General features: G+C 62.5%; 19 protein-coding genes and 1 other RNA gene. 8 read left to right on the top strand and 12 right to left on the bottom strand.

What is annotated here, in order from left to right:
- The first annotated feature begins 7 nt into the window (after nt 1-7).
- Nucleotides 8-895 (top strand): SDR family oxidoreductase, encoded by an 888-nt coding sequence (locus ACSYTG_RS01015; protein WP_489783561.1) that lies wholly within the window; start codon nt 8-10, stop codon nt 893-895.
- Nucleotides 896-1006: 111 nt separating this feature from the next.
- Here the strand turns inward: ACSYTG_RS01015 and phoU are convergent, their stop codons facing one another.
- The 4 genes from phoU to pstC are packed head-to-tail and all read right to left on the bottom strand — an operon-like array spanning nt 1007 to nt 4446.
- Nucleotides 1007-1723, bottom strand: a complete 717-nt coding sequence (phoU, locus tag ACSYTG_RS01010) for a phosphate signaling complex protein PhoU (protein WP_086646124.1) — start codon at nt 1721-1723, stop codon at nt 1007-1009.
- A 31-nt stretch (nt 1724-1754) separates the two neighbouring features.
- Complete coding sequence (pstB, locus tag ACSYTG_RS01005; protein WP_165925700.1) at nt 1755-2555, bottom strand: phosphate ABC transporter ATP-binding protein PstB; 801 nt, start codon at nt 2553-2555, stop codon at nt 1755-1757.
- A gap of 29 nt (nt 2556-2584) precedes the next feature.
- Entirely contained in the window at nt 2585-3460 is an 876-nt protein-coding gene (gene pstA / locus ACSYTG_RS01000) for a phosphate ABC transporter permease PstA (RefSeq protein ID WP_086646126.1), read from the bottom strand.
- Between the two features lie 2 nt (nt 3461-3462).
- Nucleotides 3463-4446: a phosphate ABC transporter permease subunit PstC gene (pstC, locus tag ACSYTG_RS00995; protein WP_086646127.1), complete on the bottom strand. Its 984-nt coding sequence runs from the start codon at nt 4444-4446 to the stop codon at nt 3463-3465.
- Between the two features lie 327 nt (nt 4447-4773).
- On the opposite strand from pstC, the gene ilvD reads away from it, so the two are divergent.
- Nucleotides 4774-6642, top strand: a complete 1869-nt coding sequence (ilvD, locus tag ACSYTG_RS00990) for a dihydroxy-acid dehydratase (protein WP_086646128.1) — start codon at nt 4774-4776, stop codon at nt 6640-6642.
- Between the two features lie 158 nt (nt 6643-6800).
- The gene (locus ACSYTG_RS00985) at nt 6801-8054 is read left to right on the top strand and encodes a cation:proton antiporter (RefSeq protein ID WP_489783558.1); all 1254 of its coding nucleotides are present in this window, start codon (nt 6801-6803) and stop codon (nt 8052-8054) included.
- A gap of 154 nt (nt 8055-8208) precedes the next feature.
- On the opposite strand, the gene ACSYTG_RS00980 is transcribed toward ACSYTG_RS00985, so the two are convergent.
- The 6 genes from ACSYTG_RS00980 to ACSYTG_RS00955 all read right to left on the bottom strand — a co-directional run bounded on the left by ACSYTG_RS00980 (nt 8209) and on the right by ACSYTG_RS00955 (nt 14370).
- Nucleotides 8209-8802, bottom strand: a complete 594-nt coding sequence (locus tag ACSYTG_RS00980) for a hypothetical protein (RefSeq protein WP_233129100.1) — start codon at nt 8800-8802, stop codon at nt 8209-8211.
- Between the two features lie 304 nt (nt 8803-9106).
- Nucleotides 9107-9310, bottom strand: coding sequence for a hypothetical protein (locus ACSYTG_RS00975; protein ID WP_086646130.1), 204 nt, complete (start codon nt 9308-9310; stop codon nt 9107-9109).
- Nucleotides 9311-9347: 37 nt separating this feature from the next.
- On the bottom strand, nt 9348-10331 hold the full coding sequence (locus ACSYTG_RS00970; RefSeq protein ID WP_354859971.1) for a quinone oxidoreductase family protein: 984 nt from the start codon (nt 10329-10331) through the stop codon (nt 9348-9350).
- Between the two features lie 97 nt (nt 10332-10428).
- A complete protein-coding gene (locus tag ACSYTG_RS00965) occupies nt 10429-11475 on the bottom strand; it encodes an FUSC family protein (protein WP_233129096.1) in 1047 nt (348 codons plus the stop codon).
- A 29-nt stretch (nt 11476-11504) separates the two neighbouring features.
- Nucleotides 11505-13034 carry a DegQ family serine endoprotease gene (locus ACSYTG_RS00960; protein ID WP_095349717.1) on the bottom strand — a complete coding sequence of 510 codons (1530 nt, stop codon included), beginning with the start codon at nt 13032-13034 and terminating at the stop codon, nt 11505-11507.
- A gap of 88 nt (nt 13035-13122) precedes the next feature.
- On the bottom strand, nt 13123-14370 hold the full coding sequence (locus ACSYTG_RS00955) for an OpgC family protein (protein ID WP_415437315.1): 1248 nt from the start codon (nt 14368-14370) through the stop codon (nt 13123-13125).
- Nucleotides 14371-14556: 186 nt separating this feature from the next.
- On the opposite strand from ACSYTG_RS00955, the gene ACSYTG_RS00950 reads away from it, so the two are divergent.
- Nucleotides 14557-15702 (top strand): Mrp/NBP35 family ATP-binding protein, encoded by a 1146-nt coding sequence (locus ACSYTG_RS00950; RefSeq protein ID WP_489783555.1) that lies wholly within the window; start codon nt 14557-14559, stop codon nt 15700-15702.
- A gap of 126 nt (nt 15703-15828) precedes the next feature.
- Here the strand turns inward: ACSYTG_RS00950 and ACSYTG_RS00945 are convergent, their stop codons facing one another.
- The gene (locus tag ACSYTG_RS00945; protein WP_143296460.1) at nt 15829-16053 is read right to left on the bottom strand and encodes a hypothetical protein; all 225 of its coding nucleotides are present in this window, start codon (nt 16051-16053) and stop codon (nt 15829-15831) included.
- Nucleotides 16054-16394: 341 nt separating this feature from the next.
- Nucleotides 16395-17312 carry an FAD-dependent thymidylate synthase gene (thyX, locus tag ACSYTG_RS00940; protein ID WP_086646184.1) on the bottom strand — a complete coding sequence of 306 codons (918 nt, stop codon included), beginning with the start codon at nt 17310-17312 and terminating at the stop codon, nt 16395-16397.
- Between the two features lie 115 nt (nt 17313-17427).
- Here thyX and ssrA point away from each other — a divergent pair.
- From ssrA to ACSYTG_RS00920, 4 genes are all read left to right on the top strand, one after another.
- Nucleotides 17428-17754, top strand: a transfer-messenger RNA (tmRNA) gene (gene ssrA, locus ACSYTG_RS00935).
- Nucleotides 17755-17756: 2 nt separating this feature from the next.
- The gene (locus ACSYTG_RS00930; RefSeq protein WP_158093036.1) at nt 17757-17900 is read left to right on the top strand and encodes a hypothetical protein; all 144 of its coding nucleotides are present in this window, start codon (nt 17757-17759) and stop codon (nt 17898-17900) included.
- A gap of 58 nt (nt 17901-17958) precedes the next feature.
- Nucleotides 17959-18492, top strand: a complete 534-nt coding sequence (locus tag ACSYTG_RS00925; protein WP_086646185.1) for an SspB family protein — start codon at nt 17959-17961, stop codon at nt 18490-18492.
- Nucleotides 18493-18541: 49 nt separating this feature from the next.
- Nucleotides 18542-20197: a fumarate hydratase gene (locus ACSYTG_RS00920; protein ID WP_086646134.1), complete on the top strand. Its 1656-nt coding sequence runs from the start codon at nt 18542-18544 to the stop codon at nt 20195-20197.
- The last annotated feature ends 50 nt before the right edge of the window (nt 20198-20247 follow it).

Genomic DNA, 20247 nt, shown 5'->3' with positions numbered 1-20247 from the left:
ACACACCATGCGCTCCCCCCAGACACCCCCGCACCCCGTGCATGTTATTGGCGCATCCGGCCGGTCGGGGCGGGCCGTGTGCCAGGCACTGGCCCTGCGGGGCACACCCGTTGTGCCCGTTATACGCAACCCCGCCCGCGCCACCGGCCTGCCCACCCCCCGCATTGCGGACCTGAGCGGCCCAACCGGGCCGCTGCGCGCCGCACTGGCTGATGCAACGCGTATTATCTGCACAGCCCATGCCCGCCATATTCCCGCACTGCTGGCTACGGCCCCCGCCACAGCTAGGCTTGTGTGCCTTGGCAGCACGCGCAAGTTCACCCGCTGGCCGGATGCACACGGCAATGGCGTGCTGTTGGGGGAGCAGGCCCTGCTGGCCTCTGGCCATTCAGGCGTAATCCTGCACCCCACCATGATTTACGGCGCACAGGGCGAAAACACCGTGCAGCGGCTGGCCGCCGTGCTGCGCCTGCTCCCGTTTACGCCCCTGCCCGGTGGGGGGCGCGCTCTGGTGCAGCCCATCTGGCAGGGGGATGTAACCGCCTGCATTCTGGCCGCCCTGAACAAAGCATGGGATGGCCCGCACAGTCTGGTTATTGCGGGGGCAGATGCCGTGCCCTACCGCCAGTTTGCCGCCATGGTGGGCGCAGCCGCAGGGCTTGCGCCACGCCCGACCATACCCGTGCCAGCAGGCCTGCTGATGGCCCTTGCCAAGCTAAGTACCTGCGTGCCCGGCCTACCCCGCATTGGCCCGGACGAAATCCGCCGCCTGCTGGAAAACAAGAATTTTGATATTACCCCCATGCAGACCACGCTGGGGGTACGGCCCATTGGGCTGGCCGAAGGGCTGCACCATACGTTTTTTGCGCTGGGGCCAAAAACCCCGCAGGCCTGAAGCCCACGCGGTGGTGCCAACAAAAACGGGCACCCTGACCTTTTAAAGCCAGAATGCCCGATCCTGCGGCAAACCCTGCGGTGTTAGTGCCCGCCCCTGCCGGGGGCTGGCTTATTCAGGCTGTTCAACATTGGTACGGGCCGCACCGCCGCGTGGGCGAACGGATGGCAGCATTTCCCCCGTAACCGCATAGTACACACGCTCGGCAATATTGGTGGCGTGGTCCCCGATCCGCTCAAGGTTTTTGGCAACAAACAGCAGATGGATGCACGGCCCGATCTTGCGGGGGTCTTCCATCATGTAGGTCACCAGTTCGCGGAACATGGTGGTGTACAGTTCGTCCACCGCCGTATCGGCCTTCCACACTTCCTGCGCGCGCTCGGCATCGTTCTCGACCATGGATTCCACGGCCATGTGCAGGTTTTCCTGCACCAGACGCGCCATGGCCCGCAGAGCGCTGAAGGAAACAGCCCCGTCCAGCACTTCCACCTTGCCCGCACGGCGCGCAATGGAGGAGGCGTAATCCCCGATCCGCTCAAGGTCGCCGCTCATTTTGAGCACGGCCACAATCACGCGCAGGTCCACCGCCATGGGTGCGCGCAGGGCCAGAATGCGAATGGCCAGCATTTCGGCCTCACGCTCCAGCGCGTCCACTTCGGGGTCCAGCTCCGGGGGTTCCAGAGCGGCTTCTTCATTCTGGTTCACCACGGCGGCTATGGCCTGAGCGGTCTGCCGCTCCACCAGACCACCCATGCGCGCCACAATGCCACGCAGCCGGTCCAGCTCCTGATCGTAGCGGGTAATGGTATGTGCGGGTTCGTTGCCCATAACGCTTTCCTCCGTGCCCTGTGCTCGGCGTTTAGCCGAAGCGGCCTGTAATGTAGTCCTGCGTCTGCTGTTCACGCGGGGTGGTGAACATACGGGCGGTGCTGTCCACTTCGATCAGGCGCCCCATGTAGAAAAACGCCACCTGGTCCGCACAGCGGGCAGCCTGCTGCATGTTATGCGTGACAATGGCAATGGTGAACTCGGTTTTAAGCTCGTCGAGCAGTTCCTCGATCCGGGCGGTGGAAACCGGGTCCAGCGCACTGGTTGGCTCGTCAAGCAAGATTACTTCGGGGCGTACAGCAATGGTGCGGGCAATGCACAGGCGCTGCTGCTGCCCACCGGACAGGGCCGTGGCCGAAGCGCTCAGCCGGTCCTGTACCTCTGGCCACAGGGCCACGCGGCGCAGGGCGTCCTCCACCCGTCCGTCCATTTCGGAGCGGGAGACACGCTCATGCAGGCGGATGCCAAAAGCAATGTTGTCATAGATGGACATGGGGAATGGCGTGGGCTTCTGGAACACCATGCCAATGCGCGAGCGCAGAACGTTAAGGTCCACCCCCGAATTGAGGATGTTCTGCTTATCAAAGATCACCTCACCCGTGGCGCGCTGGCCGGGGTACAGGTCATACATCCGGTTGAGCACACGTAGCAGGGTGGATTTGCCACAGCCTGAAGGGCCGATCATGCCCGTAACACTACGCTCGGGGAAGTCGAGCGAGATGTCATGCAGCGCGTGGGACGTGCCGTAATAGAAGTTCAGCCCCCGGACCTGCATGGCTACAGGGTGCGGTGCGTCCTTGCTTGTGGTGGCGCTGTCCAGCGGTTGGGTCATGCCTGTCGCTTTTACGGGAACCTCTACGCTCATGACCGTCCTCCGCGGGTTCCGACCCGCACTACAATATTGATAATAAGCACACCCAGTGTCACCAGCAGCGCGCCGGTCCATGCCTGCTGCATCCAGTCCTGATAAGCAGAACCGGCATACTGGTAGATGGCCACGGGCAGGCTGGCCATGGGGCGCCCGAGGTCAAGCGACCATTCGGAATTGCCCAGCGAGGTAAACAGAAGGGGGGCTGTCTCCCCCGCAACGCGGGCGATGGACAGCAGCACGCCGGTCATAATACCCGCACGCACGGCCCGCACACAGATAAACAGGATAACCCGCCATTTGGGTGCGCCCAGCGCAATGCCTGCCTCACGCATGGCAACAGGCACAAGGCGCAGCATGTCCTCGGTCGTGCGGACCACAATAGGCATGGCCAGAATGGCCAGCGCCACAGCCCCCGAAAAACCGGAAAAGTGCCCGAACGGGACAACCAGCATCATGTAAATGAACAGGCCGATCAGGATGGAAGGGGCAGAGAGCAGCATGTCCGACACAAAGCGCACAATGCGCGCCATGCGGCTACCAGCCCCGTATTCGGCCAGATAGATGCCTGTCATCAGCCCTGCCGGCGCACCGATCAGAATCGCAAGCCCGGTCTGGATAATGCTGCCCATAATGGCGTTGGCCAGCCCACCGGGCTGCCCTGGTGCTGCCATGGACAGGGTGAACAGGTGCACGCTCATGCCCGCCAGGCCATTTTTGAACAGGGTCCACAAAATGGAGCCGAGCATGAACACCACGATCAGCATGCCCAGCCAGCTCAGGCCTGTGGCAAGCTTGTCGCACATGTGGCGCCGCCAGAGCAGCGAGGCGGAGCGGTCAGCCCGCATGAGGGTATTGTTCGCCTTCATCCTCAACGTCCTGCTGCCTGTTCGCCACGGGCCAGCAGCCAGCGGGAGAACCAGAGTGTTACAAAGGAGATGGCCATAAGAATGGCCCCCAGCGCCATGAGGGAAGCCAGCTTGAGGCTCCCTGCCGGGCTTTCGGGGAATTCAAGGGCGATCAGCGAGGCAATGGTGTTGGCCGGTGCAAACAGCGACCAGCCAATATGGTTGCTATCCCCGATCACAAAGGTCACGGCCATGGTCTCACCCATTGCGCGGCCCATGCCCAGCACAATGCCGCCCACAACCCCCTGACGGGACCAGGGCAGCACAACATGGCGCATGACCTCCCACCGGGTAGCACCCAGCCCGTACCCGCTCTCACGCAGAACAGCAGGCATGGACAGGAACACATCACGCATGACGGCGGTAATGGACGGGGTGATCATGACCGCCAGAATAAGTGCTGCCGTAAACAGGCCCGTGCCAAACGGCGCGCCCGCCACAAGGGCGGACAGGCCGGGCACATGGCCAAAAAGCTGGCGGGCAGCGGGCTGCACGTAATGCGCCACCACCGGCACCACCACAAAAAAGCCCCACATGCCAAAGATAATGGAGGGCACGGCCGCCAGAAGCTGCACGGCCATGCCAATAACCGAGGCGGCGGCGGGTGGCGCAAGGGCGGTCAGCCAGAATGCGGTACCAAAGGCCAGCGGCACGGCCACAAGGAGTGCCAGCGCACTGCTGATAACTGTGCCAAAAACCGGGGCGGCGGCCCCGAAATGCTGCGTGACCGGGTTCCATACCGCGGAAACCAGAAAGCCCGGACCAAAGGTTGCAAACGCCTTCCAGCCACCTGTTACCATAACGGCAATAATGGCACCCAGAACAACCAGCACGCCAACACCTGTTGCCGTTACCAGAAGCCTGAAGGCGGGGTCGCCCTTCTGCCCTCCCTGATGGGAAGGGGCCTGTTTCATCGCGGGCAGGGACTGCCGTGCGGGAATTTCCATCTGCTCTCCGTTCCGAACTATCAGCCGGATGGGGCGAGAAATACTGAACGCTGTGCGCTCCTGCAACACGGAGACCCCATGAAAGTCCCTTTAAACAGAGTTTTGTCACAAAACTGTAGTGTTATCAGGGACATTGGTGGACAGCGGACCGGCACCTCGCGCATTCAGCCCCCGGCAACCGGGAACCTGCCCGGCCATTTCTGCATAATCCGGCCCTGACAGCCAGCACAATGTGGCGTAATGTGCCCAAGCCCATGCCGGTGGACCCACCGCGCATACCCCACGACCCGATGCTTTACCCAGCACCATAGCAGAAGAGACCCCATAATGGCCGGCTACCGATCACGCACCACCACCCACGGGCGCAACATGGCGGGTGCCCGCAGCCTGTGGCGCGCAACCGGTGTAAAAGACTCCGATTTTGGCAAACCCATTATTGCCGTCGCCAACTCCTTTACCCAGTTCGTGCCCGGCCATGTGCACCTCAAGGATATGGGGCAGCTTGTGTGCGAGGCCATTGCCGAAGCCGGTGGCATTGGCCGCGAGTTCAACACCATTGCGGTGGATGACGGCATTGCCATGGGCCACGGCGGCATGCTGTACAGCCTGCCCTCGCGCGAGCTGATTGCCGATGCCGTGGAATACATGGTGAACGCCCATTGCGCGGACGCCATTGTGTGTATCAGCAACTGCGACAAAATTACGCCGGGCATGCTCATGGCCTCCATGCGGCTGAACATTCCGGTCATTTTTGTATCCGGCGGCCCCATGGAAGCCGGGCGCGTGACACTGGATGACATTGAACAGCGCGCAGACCTTGTGACCTCCATGGTCGCAGCCGCAAGCCCGGGCGTGAGCGAGGCCGACTCCCTTGCCATCGAACGCTCCGCCTGCCCCACCTGCGGCTCGTGCTCGGGCATGTTCACCGCCAATTCCATGAACTGCCTGACCGAAGCCCTTGGCCTGTCCCTGCCCGGCAACGGCAGCCTTGTGGCCACCCATGCCGCACGCCGCAACCTGTTTGTGGAGGCCGGACGCCGCATTGTAGACCTTGCCCGCCGCTACTACGAGCAGGACGATACCTCCGTGCTGCCGCGCAACATTGCCACCATGGCCGCGTTTGAGAACGCCATGTCGGTCGATATTGCCATGGGTGGGTCCACCAACACGGTGCTGCACCTGCTGGCCGCAGCCCATGAAGGCGAAGTGCCCTTTACCATGAAGGACATTGACCGCCTCTCCCGCAAGGTGCCGCATCTGTGCAAGGTCTCCCCCTCCCGCCCGGATGTGCACATGGAAGACGTGCACCGTGCTGGCGGTATTCCCGCCATTATGGGCGAGCTGGACCGGCTGGGCCTGCTGCACCGTGATGTCAACATGGTCCACGCCGCCAACCTGCCCGAAGCACTGGATAAATGGGACATCCGCGCCCCCGGAGCCGAAAGCCGGACGGCAGCACGGGAGTTCTTTAGCGCCGCACCCGGCGGGGTACGCACCACGGTCGCGTTCTCGCAGTCCAGCACCTACAAAACGCTGGATACGGATCAGGCCAACGGGGCCATCCGCGATGGCGCGCATGCCTATAATCAGGACGGCGGGCTGTGCGTGCTCTACGGCAATCTGGCCGAAGACGGCGCGATTGTTAAAACCGCAGGTGTTGCCGCAGGGCTGGAAACATTCTCCGGCCCGGCCCGGATTTTTGAAAGTCAGGATGACGCGGTTGCCGCCATTCTGGGCAACAAAATCAACCCCGGTGATGTGGTGCTGATCCGCTACGAAGGCCCCAAGGGCGGCCCCGGCATGCAGGAAATGCTGTACCCGACCAGCTACCTTAAATCCAAGGGGCTGGCCGAAAAATGCGCGCTCATTACCGATGGTCGCTTTTCGGGCGGGAGTTCGGGCCTGTCCATTGGCCATATCTCCCCCGAAGCGGGTGAAGGCGGCGTTATCGGGCTGGTGGAGGAAGGCGATACGATCGAGATCGACATTCCCAACCGCCGCCTGTCCGTGGCTGTGGCGGACAGCGTTCTGTCCGACCGCCGCGCACGCATGGATGATCTGGGCGATCAGGCCTGGCAGCCCAAGCGTGAGCGCGTGGTCTCCAACGCGCTCAAGGCCTATGCGGCCCTGACCACCAGTGCGGCCCGTGGCGCGGTGCGTGACGTAAGCCAGCTGACCCGCCGCACCCCGCGCTAACACGCGGCCCGGCAGCACTACGCAAAAACCCCCGCAGGGCAGCGCCTTGCGGGGGTTTTTTGTGCCCCCTCCCCCAAAAGCCACAAACGGCACAACCAAGCAGAGTAACCTCCGGTTTTGCTTGACGGCCCGCGCCTGAGCCGCCAGCGATAAGAGCCATGCACACCCTTGATCTTCTTGCCCTGCTGCTGTGCCTTTCTGCCGGGTTCAGTATTCTCAACCACCACACGCTGCGTATGCCTGTCACCATTGGTGTTCTGGTGTTTTCGCTGCTGGCGTCCCTGCTGGTCATGGTGCTTAACCCGCTGTTTCCCGCCTATGACCTTCAGGCATTTCCGCGCAGGGTGCTCGGCGCGGTCAACCTGCCTGATGCCTTGCTCAATGGCGCGCTCTCGTTCCTCCTTTTTGCCGGAGCCATGCAGGTTGACCTCGGGCAACTGCAAAAGCACCTGCTCTCTGTCACGGCCCTGTCCGTTGCCGGGACTATTCTGGCAGTGGGGTTCATGGCGGGGGCAACATGGGGCGGGCTTAGGCTGGCAGGCCACCCCGTGCCCTTTATCTGGTGTGTTGTGCTGGGTGCCATTCTGGCCCCCACGGACCCGGTTTCCGTTGTGGGGATGCTGAAAAGGCTGGGCCTGCCTGCCCCCCTACAGGCCATTTTTGCGGGGGAAAGCCTGTTTAATGATGGCGTGGGTGTCGTGATTTCTGGCGTGGCCATCGGGCTGGCAACGGGGCAGAGCCCCACCATTACCCTGCCCGACCTGCTTGTGCGGTTCTGCCACGAGGCCATAGGGGGTGGGCTGCTGGGGCTGGCCACAGGCTGGGCCGCGCTGTTTGTGCTCCGGGGGCAAAGAGACCCGCATATTGACCTGCTGACATCTCTGGCGCTGGCCACAGGCACCTTTAGCCTTGCCAGCCAGTTTGGCATGTCTGGTGCCATTGCGGTTGTGGTGGCCGGGCTATGCCTTGGCACACGCTACAGCCGCGCCATCCTCCACACGGAGGCCCGCACGAACCTTGATACAACATGGACAGTGATTGACGAGGTTCTGAACGTGTTCCTGTTCCTGCTGATCGGGCTTGAACTGCTGGACATAACCCCGCGCCTGTTCACGTTTGTGCTCACTCTGGCGGTTATCCCGCTCTCCATTGCCGTGCGCGCCGCGAGTGTGCTGGTGAGCACATTGCCAGTGCATCTGCGGCAATGGGACAGGGGGCGTGTTCCGGCCCTGCTCACATGGGGTGGGCTGCGGGGCGGTATTTCGGTCTCGCTGGCACTCGGCCTGCCTGCGGGGGACATGCGCGACCTGCTCCTGCCCGTCTGTTACGGCGTGGTGGTTTTTACCATTATCGTACAGGGGCTGACCATGGAGCGGGTTGCCCGCGCACTCTACCCCAACGCTCCGGGCTAACGCGCAAAGCCTGTGCGGGAAGCCCCCCGCACACTCTGCACCATACCGGCCATGCGTATGCCCGGCGGGGGAACAAAAAACCCCGTGCAGGGGTTAAAACCCGGCACGGGGGAAAGCACCTTTAAAAAAAACGTACCTGTCTGCTACGCAGCGTTTACTGCGCGGGAGCAGGTGCAACCACATCCCCCGCCGGAGCGGCAAGCTGGGGGGCTGCGGGCGCAGGCTGCGGCACGGTCTTGTTGGTCACGATATAGGTAATGGATTCGGCGCGGGTAATATCCACCACGTCACCAATCTTGAGTGTTTTCAGGAAGTCCTGCATCGCCTTGGTGCGCAGCACTGCCACGTGCAGGGAATCATCCCCCTCCGTGGTGAAGGAGATGGTGCTGGAAGGCAGGTCGATGGTCTTGATCAGGGCGCGCTCGCGGTTAAAGGCCGCAATAATGCCGCGCGGGTGACCATGCACAAAGCCCCGTGCCGTGGTGAGCGTGGATTCGGGCAGGGGGCTGCCCGGAGGGGCAAGCTGCGCGCCCAGTGTTTCCACGAACTGGATTTTCAGTTCATCACCTTCATGCAGGTGCGGCACGTCCTTTACGGCAGCGCCGTATTCAATGGTCAGCAGGTGGCCATTGCCTTCACGCAGCAGCAGTTCACGCGCTTCGCGGTCAACACTTTCCACAATAGCGGTCGCCTGCTGGCTCTTGAGCAGAACAGAGGCCTGCGCATGGGCCGCCGTTGGCATGGCCATTGTGGCCAGCCCCGCAAAACCGAGTGCACAGGCCGCAACAGATGCCGCAGCCTTGGAGGAAAAGCGGGAAACAAGAGGATGCAACACTCTCAATCCTTTCCGTCAGAAGCCTGAAGCAAACAGCGCCAGGCCAGATATGTTACTGGCAGTGATACAACGCCTACACCATAACACAAGCCAAAGCGTTGCGTTGCGCGTTTGCACCTGTGGCAGAACCCGCCACCGCAAAAGAAAAAACCCGTCTGGGCGGACCAGACGGGTTTTTGCCGTGTGTCGGGCGTTCAGGAACAGGCCCGACGCGGGCTTAGCCGCAGCACTTCTTTTTACGGATGAAATAAACAACCGCTGCAATCAGGCCCAGAGCCAGAATACCACGTGCACAGGGGGATTTGGGGCATTTTGCCATGTCTTGAGCTTCCTCAATATGGGTTTCCACCCAACACGGGTCGGGCGTTCCGGTTCTGTTGTAGCGTAATTGGTGGGCCACGTCATGCCATCTGGCGTGCATAATCACCGCCAGACCTCATGCCTGCCGCGCAAAATACTTATGGAAGCAGAATAGTGCTGCCAAGAGTTGTTCCCGCCTCCAGCGCCTCATGCGCCTTGTGGGCCTCGGCCAGTGCAAAACGCTGGCCAATGGTGGGGCGGAGCGCACCCTGCTCAAGCATGGCAAACAGCTCCTGCGCTGCGGCCTCCAGTGCCGGGCGGGTAGCAATGTAGGTGGAAAGCGTAGGCCGGGTCAGGTACAGGCTGCCCCGTGCTGCAAGCACACCCACATCCACCCCCGTAACCGGGCCGGAGGCATTGCCGTAGCTGACCATAAGCCCACGGGGGGCAAGGCAGGCCAGACTGGTCTCAAACGTGGCGCGGCCTATGCTGTCATACACAACGGGCACCATGGCTCCGTTGGTTAACGCGCGCACACGGTCGGGCAGGTTGTCCATGCCCACCAGCACATCGGCCGCCCCGCAGGCACGGGCAATTTCCGCCTTCTGCTCCGATGAGGTTACGCCAATAACCCGTGCGCCAAGGTAGCTCCCCCACTGGCACAACAGCTGGCCCACCCCTCCGGCGGGGGCATAGACCAGAATATTTTCCCCCTGCCGCACCCTGTGGACCTGCCAGACCAGCATATGGGCAGACAACCCCCGCAGCATGACCGCAGCCGCCCGCTCGGTAGAAATCCCATCGGGCAGAACCACAAGCCGGTCTGCCGCAACCACACGGTACTGGGCATACCCCCCAAGCACCCCGGCATAGGCCACGCGTGCGCCAACGCTCAGCCCCACAACATCGGCCCCCACGGCCTCCACCACCCCGGCCCCTTCCATGCCGGGAATGGCAGGCAGGTGGGGGAACTTGTACAGCCCGCTCCGAAAATACGTGTCGATGAAGTTGACGCCAATTGCCTCCTGCCGCACCAGCACCTCTCCCCTGTGGGGCAGAGGTACGGATACGAACTCGGGCAGAAGAACGTCCGGCCCGCCGGTATGGTGGACCCGAACAACCTGATTATGCTGCGCCGTCATGCTGTTGGCCCCTCTGGTTCCTAAAGGTGGCGGCTACGGGCATGGACGTGGCCAACGGGCCACGGTGGCGCGTACCGGCTGGCCGCCACAATGTGGTTTATGGGGCTGCACGGTCCTTGTCATCCTCACCCAGAAGCTGGATGAGCTGGCGCAGGTCCGTGAGCAGAATACCCACCACAAAACGTATGATCGGGTCTGCCGTTTCATTTTCCGTTGGCAGGGCGGCCATCACTTCTGCGGCAATGCGGTATTCATCCCCCGTGCGGGCCACGGCCTCGCTCTCACAACGCTGGATGATCCACTGGAATCCGCGCAGCATGCCAGCGCGTACGCTGGCCGCGCGCTCCAGCTCCTCCGCCGTAGCACTCTGGGGCAGCACCAGTATGGCGCGGGCCACCACCAGCGCATCCATTTGCAACTGCCGTATCCGTGCAGGCAGGCGGGCCAGCATGGGATCGCGCTCATCCAGCGGGCGCCAGTGTTCGCGCCGGGCCTCTTCCAGCGCGGCCTGCACCTTGCGCAGGGAGGCCGCACATTCGTCATTCATGTCCTGAATGACCGACCATTCCACATGCCCCGTGCGGGCCTTTTGCAACATGGCCACAATCTGGCGCACCGTAAGGGCGGCGTTGCGGAACGCATCGCGCCGGGCCTGTTCGTGCAGCACCACATACGTGACCAGCGTGCCCGCTCCAACCCCGATCAGAATAGCCAGCACACGCTCGATCGGGCGCAGGTAGGGGTCGTTATCGGAGGGGAACAGTATGGCCACCATAAGCGTGACCACGCCCATGCGGGCCTCCGGCTTCCAGGATACCAGAACGGCCAGCGGCACAAACGCAATGGTAAACGCCCCCCACAGCGGCCAGTGCGCAAACATGAGCAGCGTAATGGGCACAATACTGACCGTAGCCCCGATAAGCGTGCCCACAAGCTGGTCACGCCCCTTGGAAATTGTGTCCGTAATGCTGTTCTGGGTCACAATGACCGAGGTAATCAGTGCCCAGCCCGGTTCCTGCAGGTTGGTCAGCCAGGCCACAAACCCGGCCACACCAACAGCACTGAGCAGGCGCACGGTCTGGCAGACGGTGGCGTTGCTCAGCCACCGTGCCAGCCATGGGCAATACCGGCCTATATCCAGCACGGGCGCACGCCTGCCCGTTAAAAGTGCAATCAGGGCGCGTCCTCCGCGCTCAGGGGGAAGGGAATCCAGCGCAGGCCATCCGCATCATGCACCAGAAGCAGGACCGAGCGCTTTTTGGCTTTGCGCGCGGCCTCGATCCGCTGTTTGAGGGCCGCGGGCGTTCCCACCTCGGCCTGCTGGACCTCGGTAATCACATCCCCTTCCTTCAGGCCCCGGTCCGCCGCCGTGCCATCGGGTTTGACACTGCTGACCAGCACACCTTTAAGGCTGGCAGGCAGGTTATACTTCTGCCGCCCGGCCGCATCGAGCGGGCCAACGGTAAAGCCAAAATCCGCAAAGCTGACAGAGGCCGCGGATTTAGGAGCAGCTACGGGCTTGGCCGGGGCTTCCTCCGGGGTTTCGGGCAGGGCACCTATGGTTACGGGCACATCCATCACCTTGCCATGCCGCCACAGACCCAGCTTGGCCTGCGTGCCCACCGGCAACTGGGCGGACAGGCGCGGCAGGGCCTTGCCCTCAATCGGCTGACCGTTCAGGCTCTGGATCACATCGCCCGTTTTAAGCCCCGCCTTGTCGGCCGGGCCACCTTTTTCCACCCCGGCCACCAGCGCGCCGGTGGGTGTGCTCAGGCCCAGCCCGTCAGCTATGTCCTGCGTGACGTTCTGGATACGCACACCAAGCCAGCCGCGCGAGACCCTGCCGGTCTTGCGCAGCTGCTCCACCACGCCGCGTGCCTCGTTGGAGGGAATGGAAAAGCCAATCCCGACCGACCCGCCGGAGGGGGAGTAAATGGCGGTGTTCACCCCAATGACGTTGCCATCCATATCAAACAGCGGGCCACCGGAATTGCCTTTGTTGATGGGCGCATCGGTCTGGATGAAGTCATCATACGGGCCTTGGTCAATATTGCGCCCGCGTGAGGAGATAATGCCCGCCGTAACCGTGCCGGACAGGCCAAACGGGTTGCCAATGGCCAGAACCCAGTCCCCCACCCGGCGGTGTTCGCTATCCCCGAAGCTGACAAACGGCAGCGGCTTTTTGCTGTCCACCTTAAGCAGGGCAAGGTCCGTGCGGTCATCATGCCCAACGGCATGGGCGCTGAGCACCGTGTTGTCCTGCAAGGTTACCGTTATGCGGTCTGCTTTGCGGATCACGTGGTTATTGGTCACGATGTAGCCGGTCGGGTCGATGATAAAGCCCGAACCCAGCGCCTGCATCCGCCTTGGCGGGGCGTTGGGGTCTGTCTGCCGGTTCATGAAGTCATGGAAAAACTTCTCGAACGGGGAACCCTGCGGGAAGTTGGGCATCTGGGGGAGCTGGTCGTCCTCGTCATCCTCCTCCGCATCCGCTTCACGCACGGTCTGGGTGGTGGACACATTGACCACGGCAGGCAGCAGCCGGGCTGCAAGGTCGGCAAAGCTGTCTGGCGCGCGGCCACCGGCGGCCACAACTGCAGGCACCGGAGCCTCCGCCGCATGCAGCGGGGCACACACCCCAAGGCCCGCCACCAGCAGGGTGGAGAGGGAAACAGAGCAGAACAGACGGACGGACACACGCATGGACAACACAACTTTCTGCCGGGACAGGACAATTCTCGAAGACTGGGGGGTAAGGTTATTCATGGCGTGCCAAAACGGCAAGCATAGCCTACCCCTGTGTCGCGCCGGGGGCCGCAACGGGTGCAGCCGGAGCCACCGGCCGGCCAGCCCGCGCCCGTGTGCGCCGCCGGTCCAGCCATGAGGCAAGGCTGATCAGAATAGCCAGCCCCACAACGTTTACCGCAACCTGCAGGGCCCATCCCTCCCCAAACGTACTGAAGATAAGCCGCGCATACAGGTCCAGTATGGTGCCGACCACAAATACCTCCAGCGAACTGCGGCCAACACGGGCCAGTTCCTGCCCTACCCACGATTCGGCCGCCCACCGGCGCGCAGGCTCGGAGGACTGGACAAGGTAGAAAATGGCCATCACATCCAGCAGCCGCAAAGGCGAGAGCCAGCTTTTGGCCGGGGCCAGCGTATCGCCAAACGGGCGCAGGTCCGGCAGACCCCACAGGGCCCACGGAAATGCCTGAATGGCCGAAAACAGCAGGTACACCCAGCACAGCGCCACAAGGGCTGGCACCCGTTTGAAGTCTCGGCCGCGCTGCTGGGTCTGGGCGGAGGCCGTCAGCCCGAGTGCAAACAGGAACTGCCACGCCAGCGGGTTGAAGTACCAGCCATCGGGGTCCAGCCAGTTGGGAAAATTCAGCCCCGGGTCCATGTTCACCAGCATCCACAAGGCCCCCGAAAGCAGCAGGGCCAACGAACGGTGGATCCGCATCAGCAGGTAAAAAATGGGGAACCCGCCCAGCAGCACAAGGTAGAGCGGCATGATGTTGAGGTTGCTGGGCAGGGCGTCAAACATCATCACCCGCCAGACCCAGCCCAGACCGTGGGCCAGCTCCGGCTCCAGATAATCGACCGAGACAGGGGTAAAATGCCGCCAGCCCCGAACCGTAAACACATACGCCATGACCATAATGGTCTGGCCGATGTAGAGCTGCACACAGCGTTTGAACAGGCGTTGCAGGGTGGGCAGCACACCGTATTTGGTAAAGCCCCGCCCATAGGCCAGCCACGATGCATAGCCCGCCAGCAGCACAAACACCTCCGCCGCATCGGCAAAGCCTACGTTGCGCATGGTAAAGCGGTTAAGCAGGTTCTGGGGAATATGGTCTATGAACATCATCAGCAGGGCGGCACCCCGCAGGGCGTCAATCCTGTGGTCGCGGCGGCTGCGCGTGGGGGTTGCCACTGATACCGTGGGGGCAGCTGTGCCACCCGGCTCCTGCGCAGGCGCACCCGTGGCGGGTGTTGCCTGTACCGTGCCTGCCTTGTCCGTGTGTGCCTGCATCTTACCCTTTCGGCACGGCCCTGCCTCGCCCGTTGGTTATTCCCCGGCTGTTCCTCTACCCATACCACCCTGTATGTGCCAGAAAAAAGGCGTTATAACCCATGGCCGCCCCCAACGGCGCGCCCCTCTTTGCCGTATCTTCCCCCAAGTACGGTGTTGTAACCCCCACGGCACAGGACAAGACCCTTGGCGCAGACTGCTCCTTTTTCTTCTGACACACTGATGGACCTTCTCAGGACCATCAGAACGCCACAGACCGGGCTTTCCCTTGCCAGCGCCGGGCGACTGGAAAGCTGCATGGTGGATGATACCGGCCGCCTGACCCTGACGCTGGCCGTCCCGCGCGAGCAGGCCCCCGAGCTGTCCGGCCTGTGTGATGAAGCCGCCCAAAAGCTGCAAACCCTGCCCAACATCACCAGCGCCACCCTTATCCTGACCGCGCACCGCCCCGCAGGTGCGCCGGAGCCAAACACCCGCCCACAGCGCAGCGCACCCGCCGCGGCCCAACCGGCTGCCGGTGGGCACCGCCCGCTTGGGGGCACACCCGCAGCGCCCGATGCCCCCGTGCTGCCCGGTGTTAAAACCATTATTGCCGTGGCCTCGGGCAAGGGTGGGGTGGGCAAGTCCACCACCGCAGTCAACCTTGCCGTAGGGCTGGGCATGGAAGGGCTGAAAACCGGCCTGCTGGATGCCGATATTCATGGCCCTTCCCTGCACCGCATGCTGGGCACAACGGGCAAGCCAGAGGTTGTGGAAGGCCGCCTGCAACCCGTTCAGGCATGGGGTATCCGTGCCGTTTCCCTTGGCATGCTGGTGGACGAAAAAGCCGCCATGATCTGGCGTGGCCCCATGGTTATGGGCGCAATCAACCAGCTGCTGACCGATGTGGACTGGGGCGATCTGGATGTCATGGTGGTGGACCTGCCGCCTGGCACGGGGGATGCCCATCTCTCGCTCACCCAGAAAGTGCCGCTGAGCGGGGCTGTTATTGTCTCCACCCCGCAGGACATCGCCCTGATCGACGCCCGCCGGGGCGTGACCATGTTTGAAAAGGTCAAGGTGCCGGTGCTGGGGCTGGTGGAGAACATGTCCTACTTCTGCTGCCCCAACTGCGGGCATAATACAGAGCTGTTTGGCCATGGCGGCGCACGGCGTGAGGCCGAAGCCATGGGGGTTCCCTTTCTGGGAGAAGTGCCGCTGCTGGCAGACATCCGCTCCAGCGCGGATAGTGGCGTACCGCTGGTTATTGGCGCACCCCAGAGCGAAGGCGGCAAGGCATGGCGCGCCATTGCCCACACCGTGGCCACGGCCATACAGACCATGCAGGCCTAAAACCACCCCCTGCAACCTTGCGGGCCGGACGCTCCCTGCCTGCAAGGCATCCTGCCCACTTAACAGCCGCTCCATAGCAGCCCAGATATGGGGCCAAGTCAGGCCCAATACCGGAGCCGGTATAGCCTAGCGCTTGGGCTGGGGCGTTTTAGCCTTGGCCTGCGGGGCTGGTGTGTCCTTAAAATACGCACGGCAGGCGGGGCTGAGCTTGTCTTTTTTGCGCTCCATGCAAGCTGTAATTCTTTTTTCATTGGGAATGGCAAAGGCGCACAGGCGCAGGGCATCGCCCTTGCAGGCTTTGGTCTGCTGTTCGCGCGCCGTATCGGCCCGGGCTGGCAGGCCCGCTGCCATCAATGTGAGCGCACAGGCAAAGGCGGACAGGGCAAGGCGGGCAGAACGCCGGTTGGGACAAGACATGAATGCTCCTTATAATTCCCCAGAAATCCTACGGTCTTGCCGTCCCCCGGAACCGGGCTTGCGGGTAGGGCGAGCATGGCAGGCAAACATGGCGCACGGCAATACAAACCCGAGCGCTGCCCTGTTTATGGCCCGCTGCTGCGGCGTTTGACAGGACAGGCGTCAAGTCCGCCCAGATTTAATGCAGATGTCTTGATAAAAAATGAGCGCCGGAGGGACAGGCCCCACGGCGCTCGCATAAAAACAGGTTGGGCTGCAATGCGCCCCGCGCCAGCTCAGGGGGTGGGGGTTTGCAGGGTGGCCATCATTTCATCCCACTCACGGCGGCTCAGGCCCGAGCCAGCCTGCTCCACAACCTCGCCCGCCAGCATGCGGCGGACAACCGCCATCATGGAGGCCGAGAATGTCACCGCCCCGCGCCGGTATTCCTCAAACGCGGCGGCGGTGGTGGGCACCCATGCGTGCAGGATTTTCAGCATGGCTTCGGCATACACGCGAATTTCGTACTGTGCGTGGGGGTCAATGCGCAGGGCGAGAAAGTGCATGAGGTTATGCAGGTCAATCTTCCAGTACCACTGCGTGTAGGTGTTCAGCGTCAGGTTGATGCGCCCCAGCTCACGCGCAAGGCCGTAACCGTTTTCCCCGTCCAGCATGCGCTCGTAGTCGCGGTAGGTGCGCATGGCGTCTTCACGCAGGATGTCCAGCACCTCGGCGGCGGCTTCTGGGGCCAGAATCTCGCCCCGGCCCTGACGGTTGACTTCGCTCTGGGCAGCCATGTGGGCGGGGTCGGGCAGATAGAACTCGCTATCCAGAATGGAGTAGCGGGCCGAATACTCGTTCACGCTCGCCATACGGTGGCGAATCCACTGCCGCGCCACAAAAATTGGCAGTTTGACGTGGAACTTGATCTCGCACATTTCAAACGGGGAGGAATGGCGGTGCCGCATCAGGTAGCGGATCAGCCCGGCATCTTCCGATACCTTGCGCGTGCCCCGGCCGTAGGAAACACGGGCCGCCTGCACAATGGCTGCATCATCGCCCATATAGTCGATCACGCGCAAAAAGCCGTGGTCGAGCACTTCCTGCGGGGCGTACAGCATGGCTTCAAGTGCTGCCACGGTCGGGCGGCGGGTGGAGAATGTTTCCTGCCCGTGGGCCGCAATTTCGGCACGTTGTGCTTCGGTCAGTGACATGCGCAGGATCTCCACCATGCTAGAAAAAAACAGACAGCGCACACGGTAGGCCCGCGTGTATGCGCGCGGTTGTAGCAGGCATACCCCCACACGGGGAAGGCAGAAAGACCAGCAGGCGCTTGCATTTTGGAAGCCAAGTTCCTATGTGTGGGGTGCCGGAAGATTTCTTGCGGCTATGGCAATAAACGGGATGTGGCATAGGCGTAGTGGACCCGGGGGCGGTACCCGGCGTCTCCACCATAAATCCGGATCGCAAGACCCGGACAGATGGGGACGAAACAGGCTCGACACGCGCAGTAAAGACATCTTTTTTGCCCGGTATTGTACCACCGTTATCGGGCTAATTTTACAAGTGCCAATGATAACACTGAGGTGCTCGCTGTTGCTGCATAAGCAATAAGCGCGGTTCGGGAGGGCACCGGGCAACAGAAGCCCTCCCACTTCATGCCATTTTTCCCCTATTATATTCCGCCACGCCCTGAGGCATGGCCCGTATGTGCTGTGGCGGCCCGCCCGGCCCCTGCCCTGCGGCATGGCCGCAGGCAGGCCTTGGCGCTTGCACTGGCCGAACCTTTCGCGCATGGCTGACGCTAGAGTGATACGTATGGCCAGCCGCCCCCAGACGGCTGAAGCAAGGAGACCAAGCATGGCTGATGACCACAACAATACCCCGGGAAATGACGGTACCCTCCCCCCCAGCCTGCTGCCCTACGACCAGTGGTTGGAGGAAGCCTACAGGGACGTCATGCTCAAAGCACTCGAACATGTGAGCCGCGAAGGGCTTGCAGGCGAGCACCATTTCTATCTGAGTTTCCGCACGGACCTGTCTGGCGTGCAAATTCCCGACCGGCTCCGTGCCCAGTACCCGCACGAGATGACCATTGTGCTCCAACACCAGTTCTGGGACCTCAACGTGGACCGCGATGCCGGTATTGTGTCCGTTGGTCTGTCCTTTGGGGGTGTTGGGTCCATTCTGGTCATTCCCGTCCGGGCGATTACCGGGTTTGCAGACCCCTCCATCCACTTCAACCTGCATTTTGAGCCGGTGGAGGATGAGGAGCCCGCACCCACAGACCACACGCCGGCCGATGCCGGAGAGAGTGCGGAAGCACAGGGCGACTCCTCTTCTCAGGTTGTCAGCCTTGACGCCTTCCGCCGCAAGGGACCATCACCAGCCTGAGCCCCCGGTGCGCGGGGGTCAGGCCGACGGAGAGAGTAGAGACACGACCATGACCAGCCAGCCCCCCCGCCCCCCACTGCCAGAGTTTGCCTATTCCCCCCTGTTCCCTCTGGGGGAGGACACAACAGAATACCGCAAGGTGGATATTGCAGGTGGTGTCAGCACATCGCATTGCGGTGGCAAAACCGTTCTGCACGTTACCCCCGAGGCGCTGACCGAGCTGACAGCCCGCGCCTTCCATGAGGTTGCGCATTTCCTGCGCCCTTCGCACCTGCAGAAACTGGCCAATATCCTCAAAGACCCCGAAGCCTCGGACAATGACCGCTTTGTAGCGCTTGACCTGCTCAAGAACGCCTGCATTGCCGCAGGGGGCATCCTGCCCATGTGCCAGGACACCGGGACCGCCATTGTATTTGGTAAAAAAGGCCAGCGCGTCTGGGTGGAAGGGAACGAGGAAATCGCCTTTTCCCGCGGTGTGTACGAAACCTATACCCGCACCAACCTGCGCTATTCGCAGATGGCCCCGCTCACCATGTTCGAGGAAAAGAACACAGGCACCAACCTGCCCGTGCAATGCGACATCTTCGCCAGCCCCGCCGGCGTGCATGACGAGCAGATGGACCTGATGTTTGTGGCCAAGGGTGGCGGCTCGGCCAACAAGACCTTCCTGTTCCAGGAAACGCGCGCCCTGCTGGGGTCCGAGCAGCAGTTGCTGGACTGGCTGGATACAAAGGTGCGCACGCTGGGCACCTCCGCCTGCCCGCCTTACCACCTTGCCATTGTTATTGGCGGCATGTCCGCCGAGCAGACGCTCAAGACCGTAAAACTGGCCTCCACCCACTGGTATGACGCCCTGCCCACCAAAGGCGACATGACCGGCCACGCCTTCCGTGATCTGGAGATGGAGCAGAAGGTGCTTGAGCTTACCCGCAAGCTGGGTATTGGCGCGCAGTTTGGCGGCAAGTATTTCTGCCACGATGTGCGCGTGGTGCGCCTGCCCCGGCATGGGGCTTCGCTCCCCGTGGGGATTGGTGTGTCCTGCTCCGCCGACCGGCAGATCAAGGCGCGGGTCACGGCGGAAGGGTTCTTTCTGGAACAGCTTGAACACGACCCCGCGCGCTTCCTGCCCGAAACCACGGACGAACACCTTGAGGGCGAAGCCGTGCGCATTGACCTCAACCGCCCGATGGATGAAATCCGCAAGACCCTCTCGCAATACCCGGTCAAGACCCGGCTGGCCCTGACCGGCACCGTGGTTGTTGCGCGTGATATTGCGCATGCCAAGTTCCGTGAGCGGCTCCAGCGCGGCGAGGGCCTGCCCCAGTATCTGAAAGACCACCCCGTTTACTACGCAGGCCCGGCCAAAACGCCCGCTGGCATGCCCACAGGCTCCTTTGGCCCCACAACGGCCGGGCGCATGGATTCGTACGTAGCCGAATTGCAGGCCAATGGCGGTTCCTACGTTATGCTTGCCAAGGGCAACCGCTCCAAGGCCGTGCGGGATGCATGCCAGCAATACGGCGGCTTCTACCTCGGCTCCGTTGGTGGCCCCGCCGCCCGGCTGGCCAAGGACTGCATCCGCAAGGTGGAGGTGCTGGAATACCCCGAACTGGGCATGGAAGCAGTGTGGAAGATCGAGGTAGAGGATTTTCCCGCCTTTATTGTTATTGATGATAAAGGCAACGACTTCTACGCTGAACTGTAACCCCCCACCGGGGCTGCCCCGCCGCCACACCATGGCGGGGCAGACAGAAG

The organism is Acetobacter sp. ESL1128, from assembly GCF_058505085.1.
This window is presented reverse-complemented; position numbering and strand designations above follow the sequence as displayed.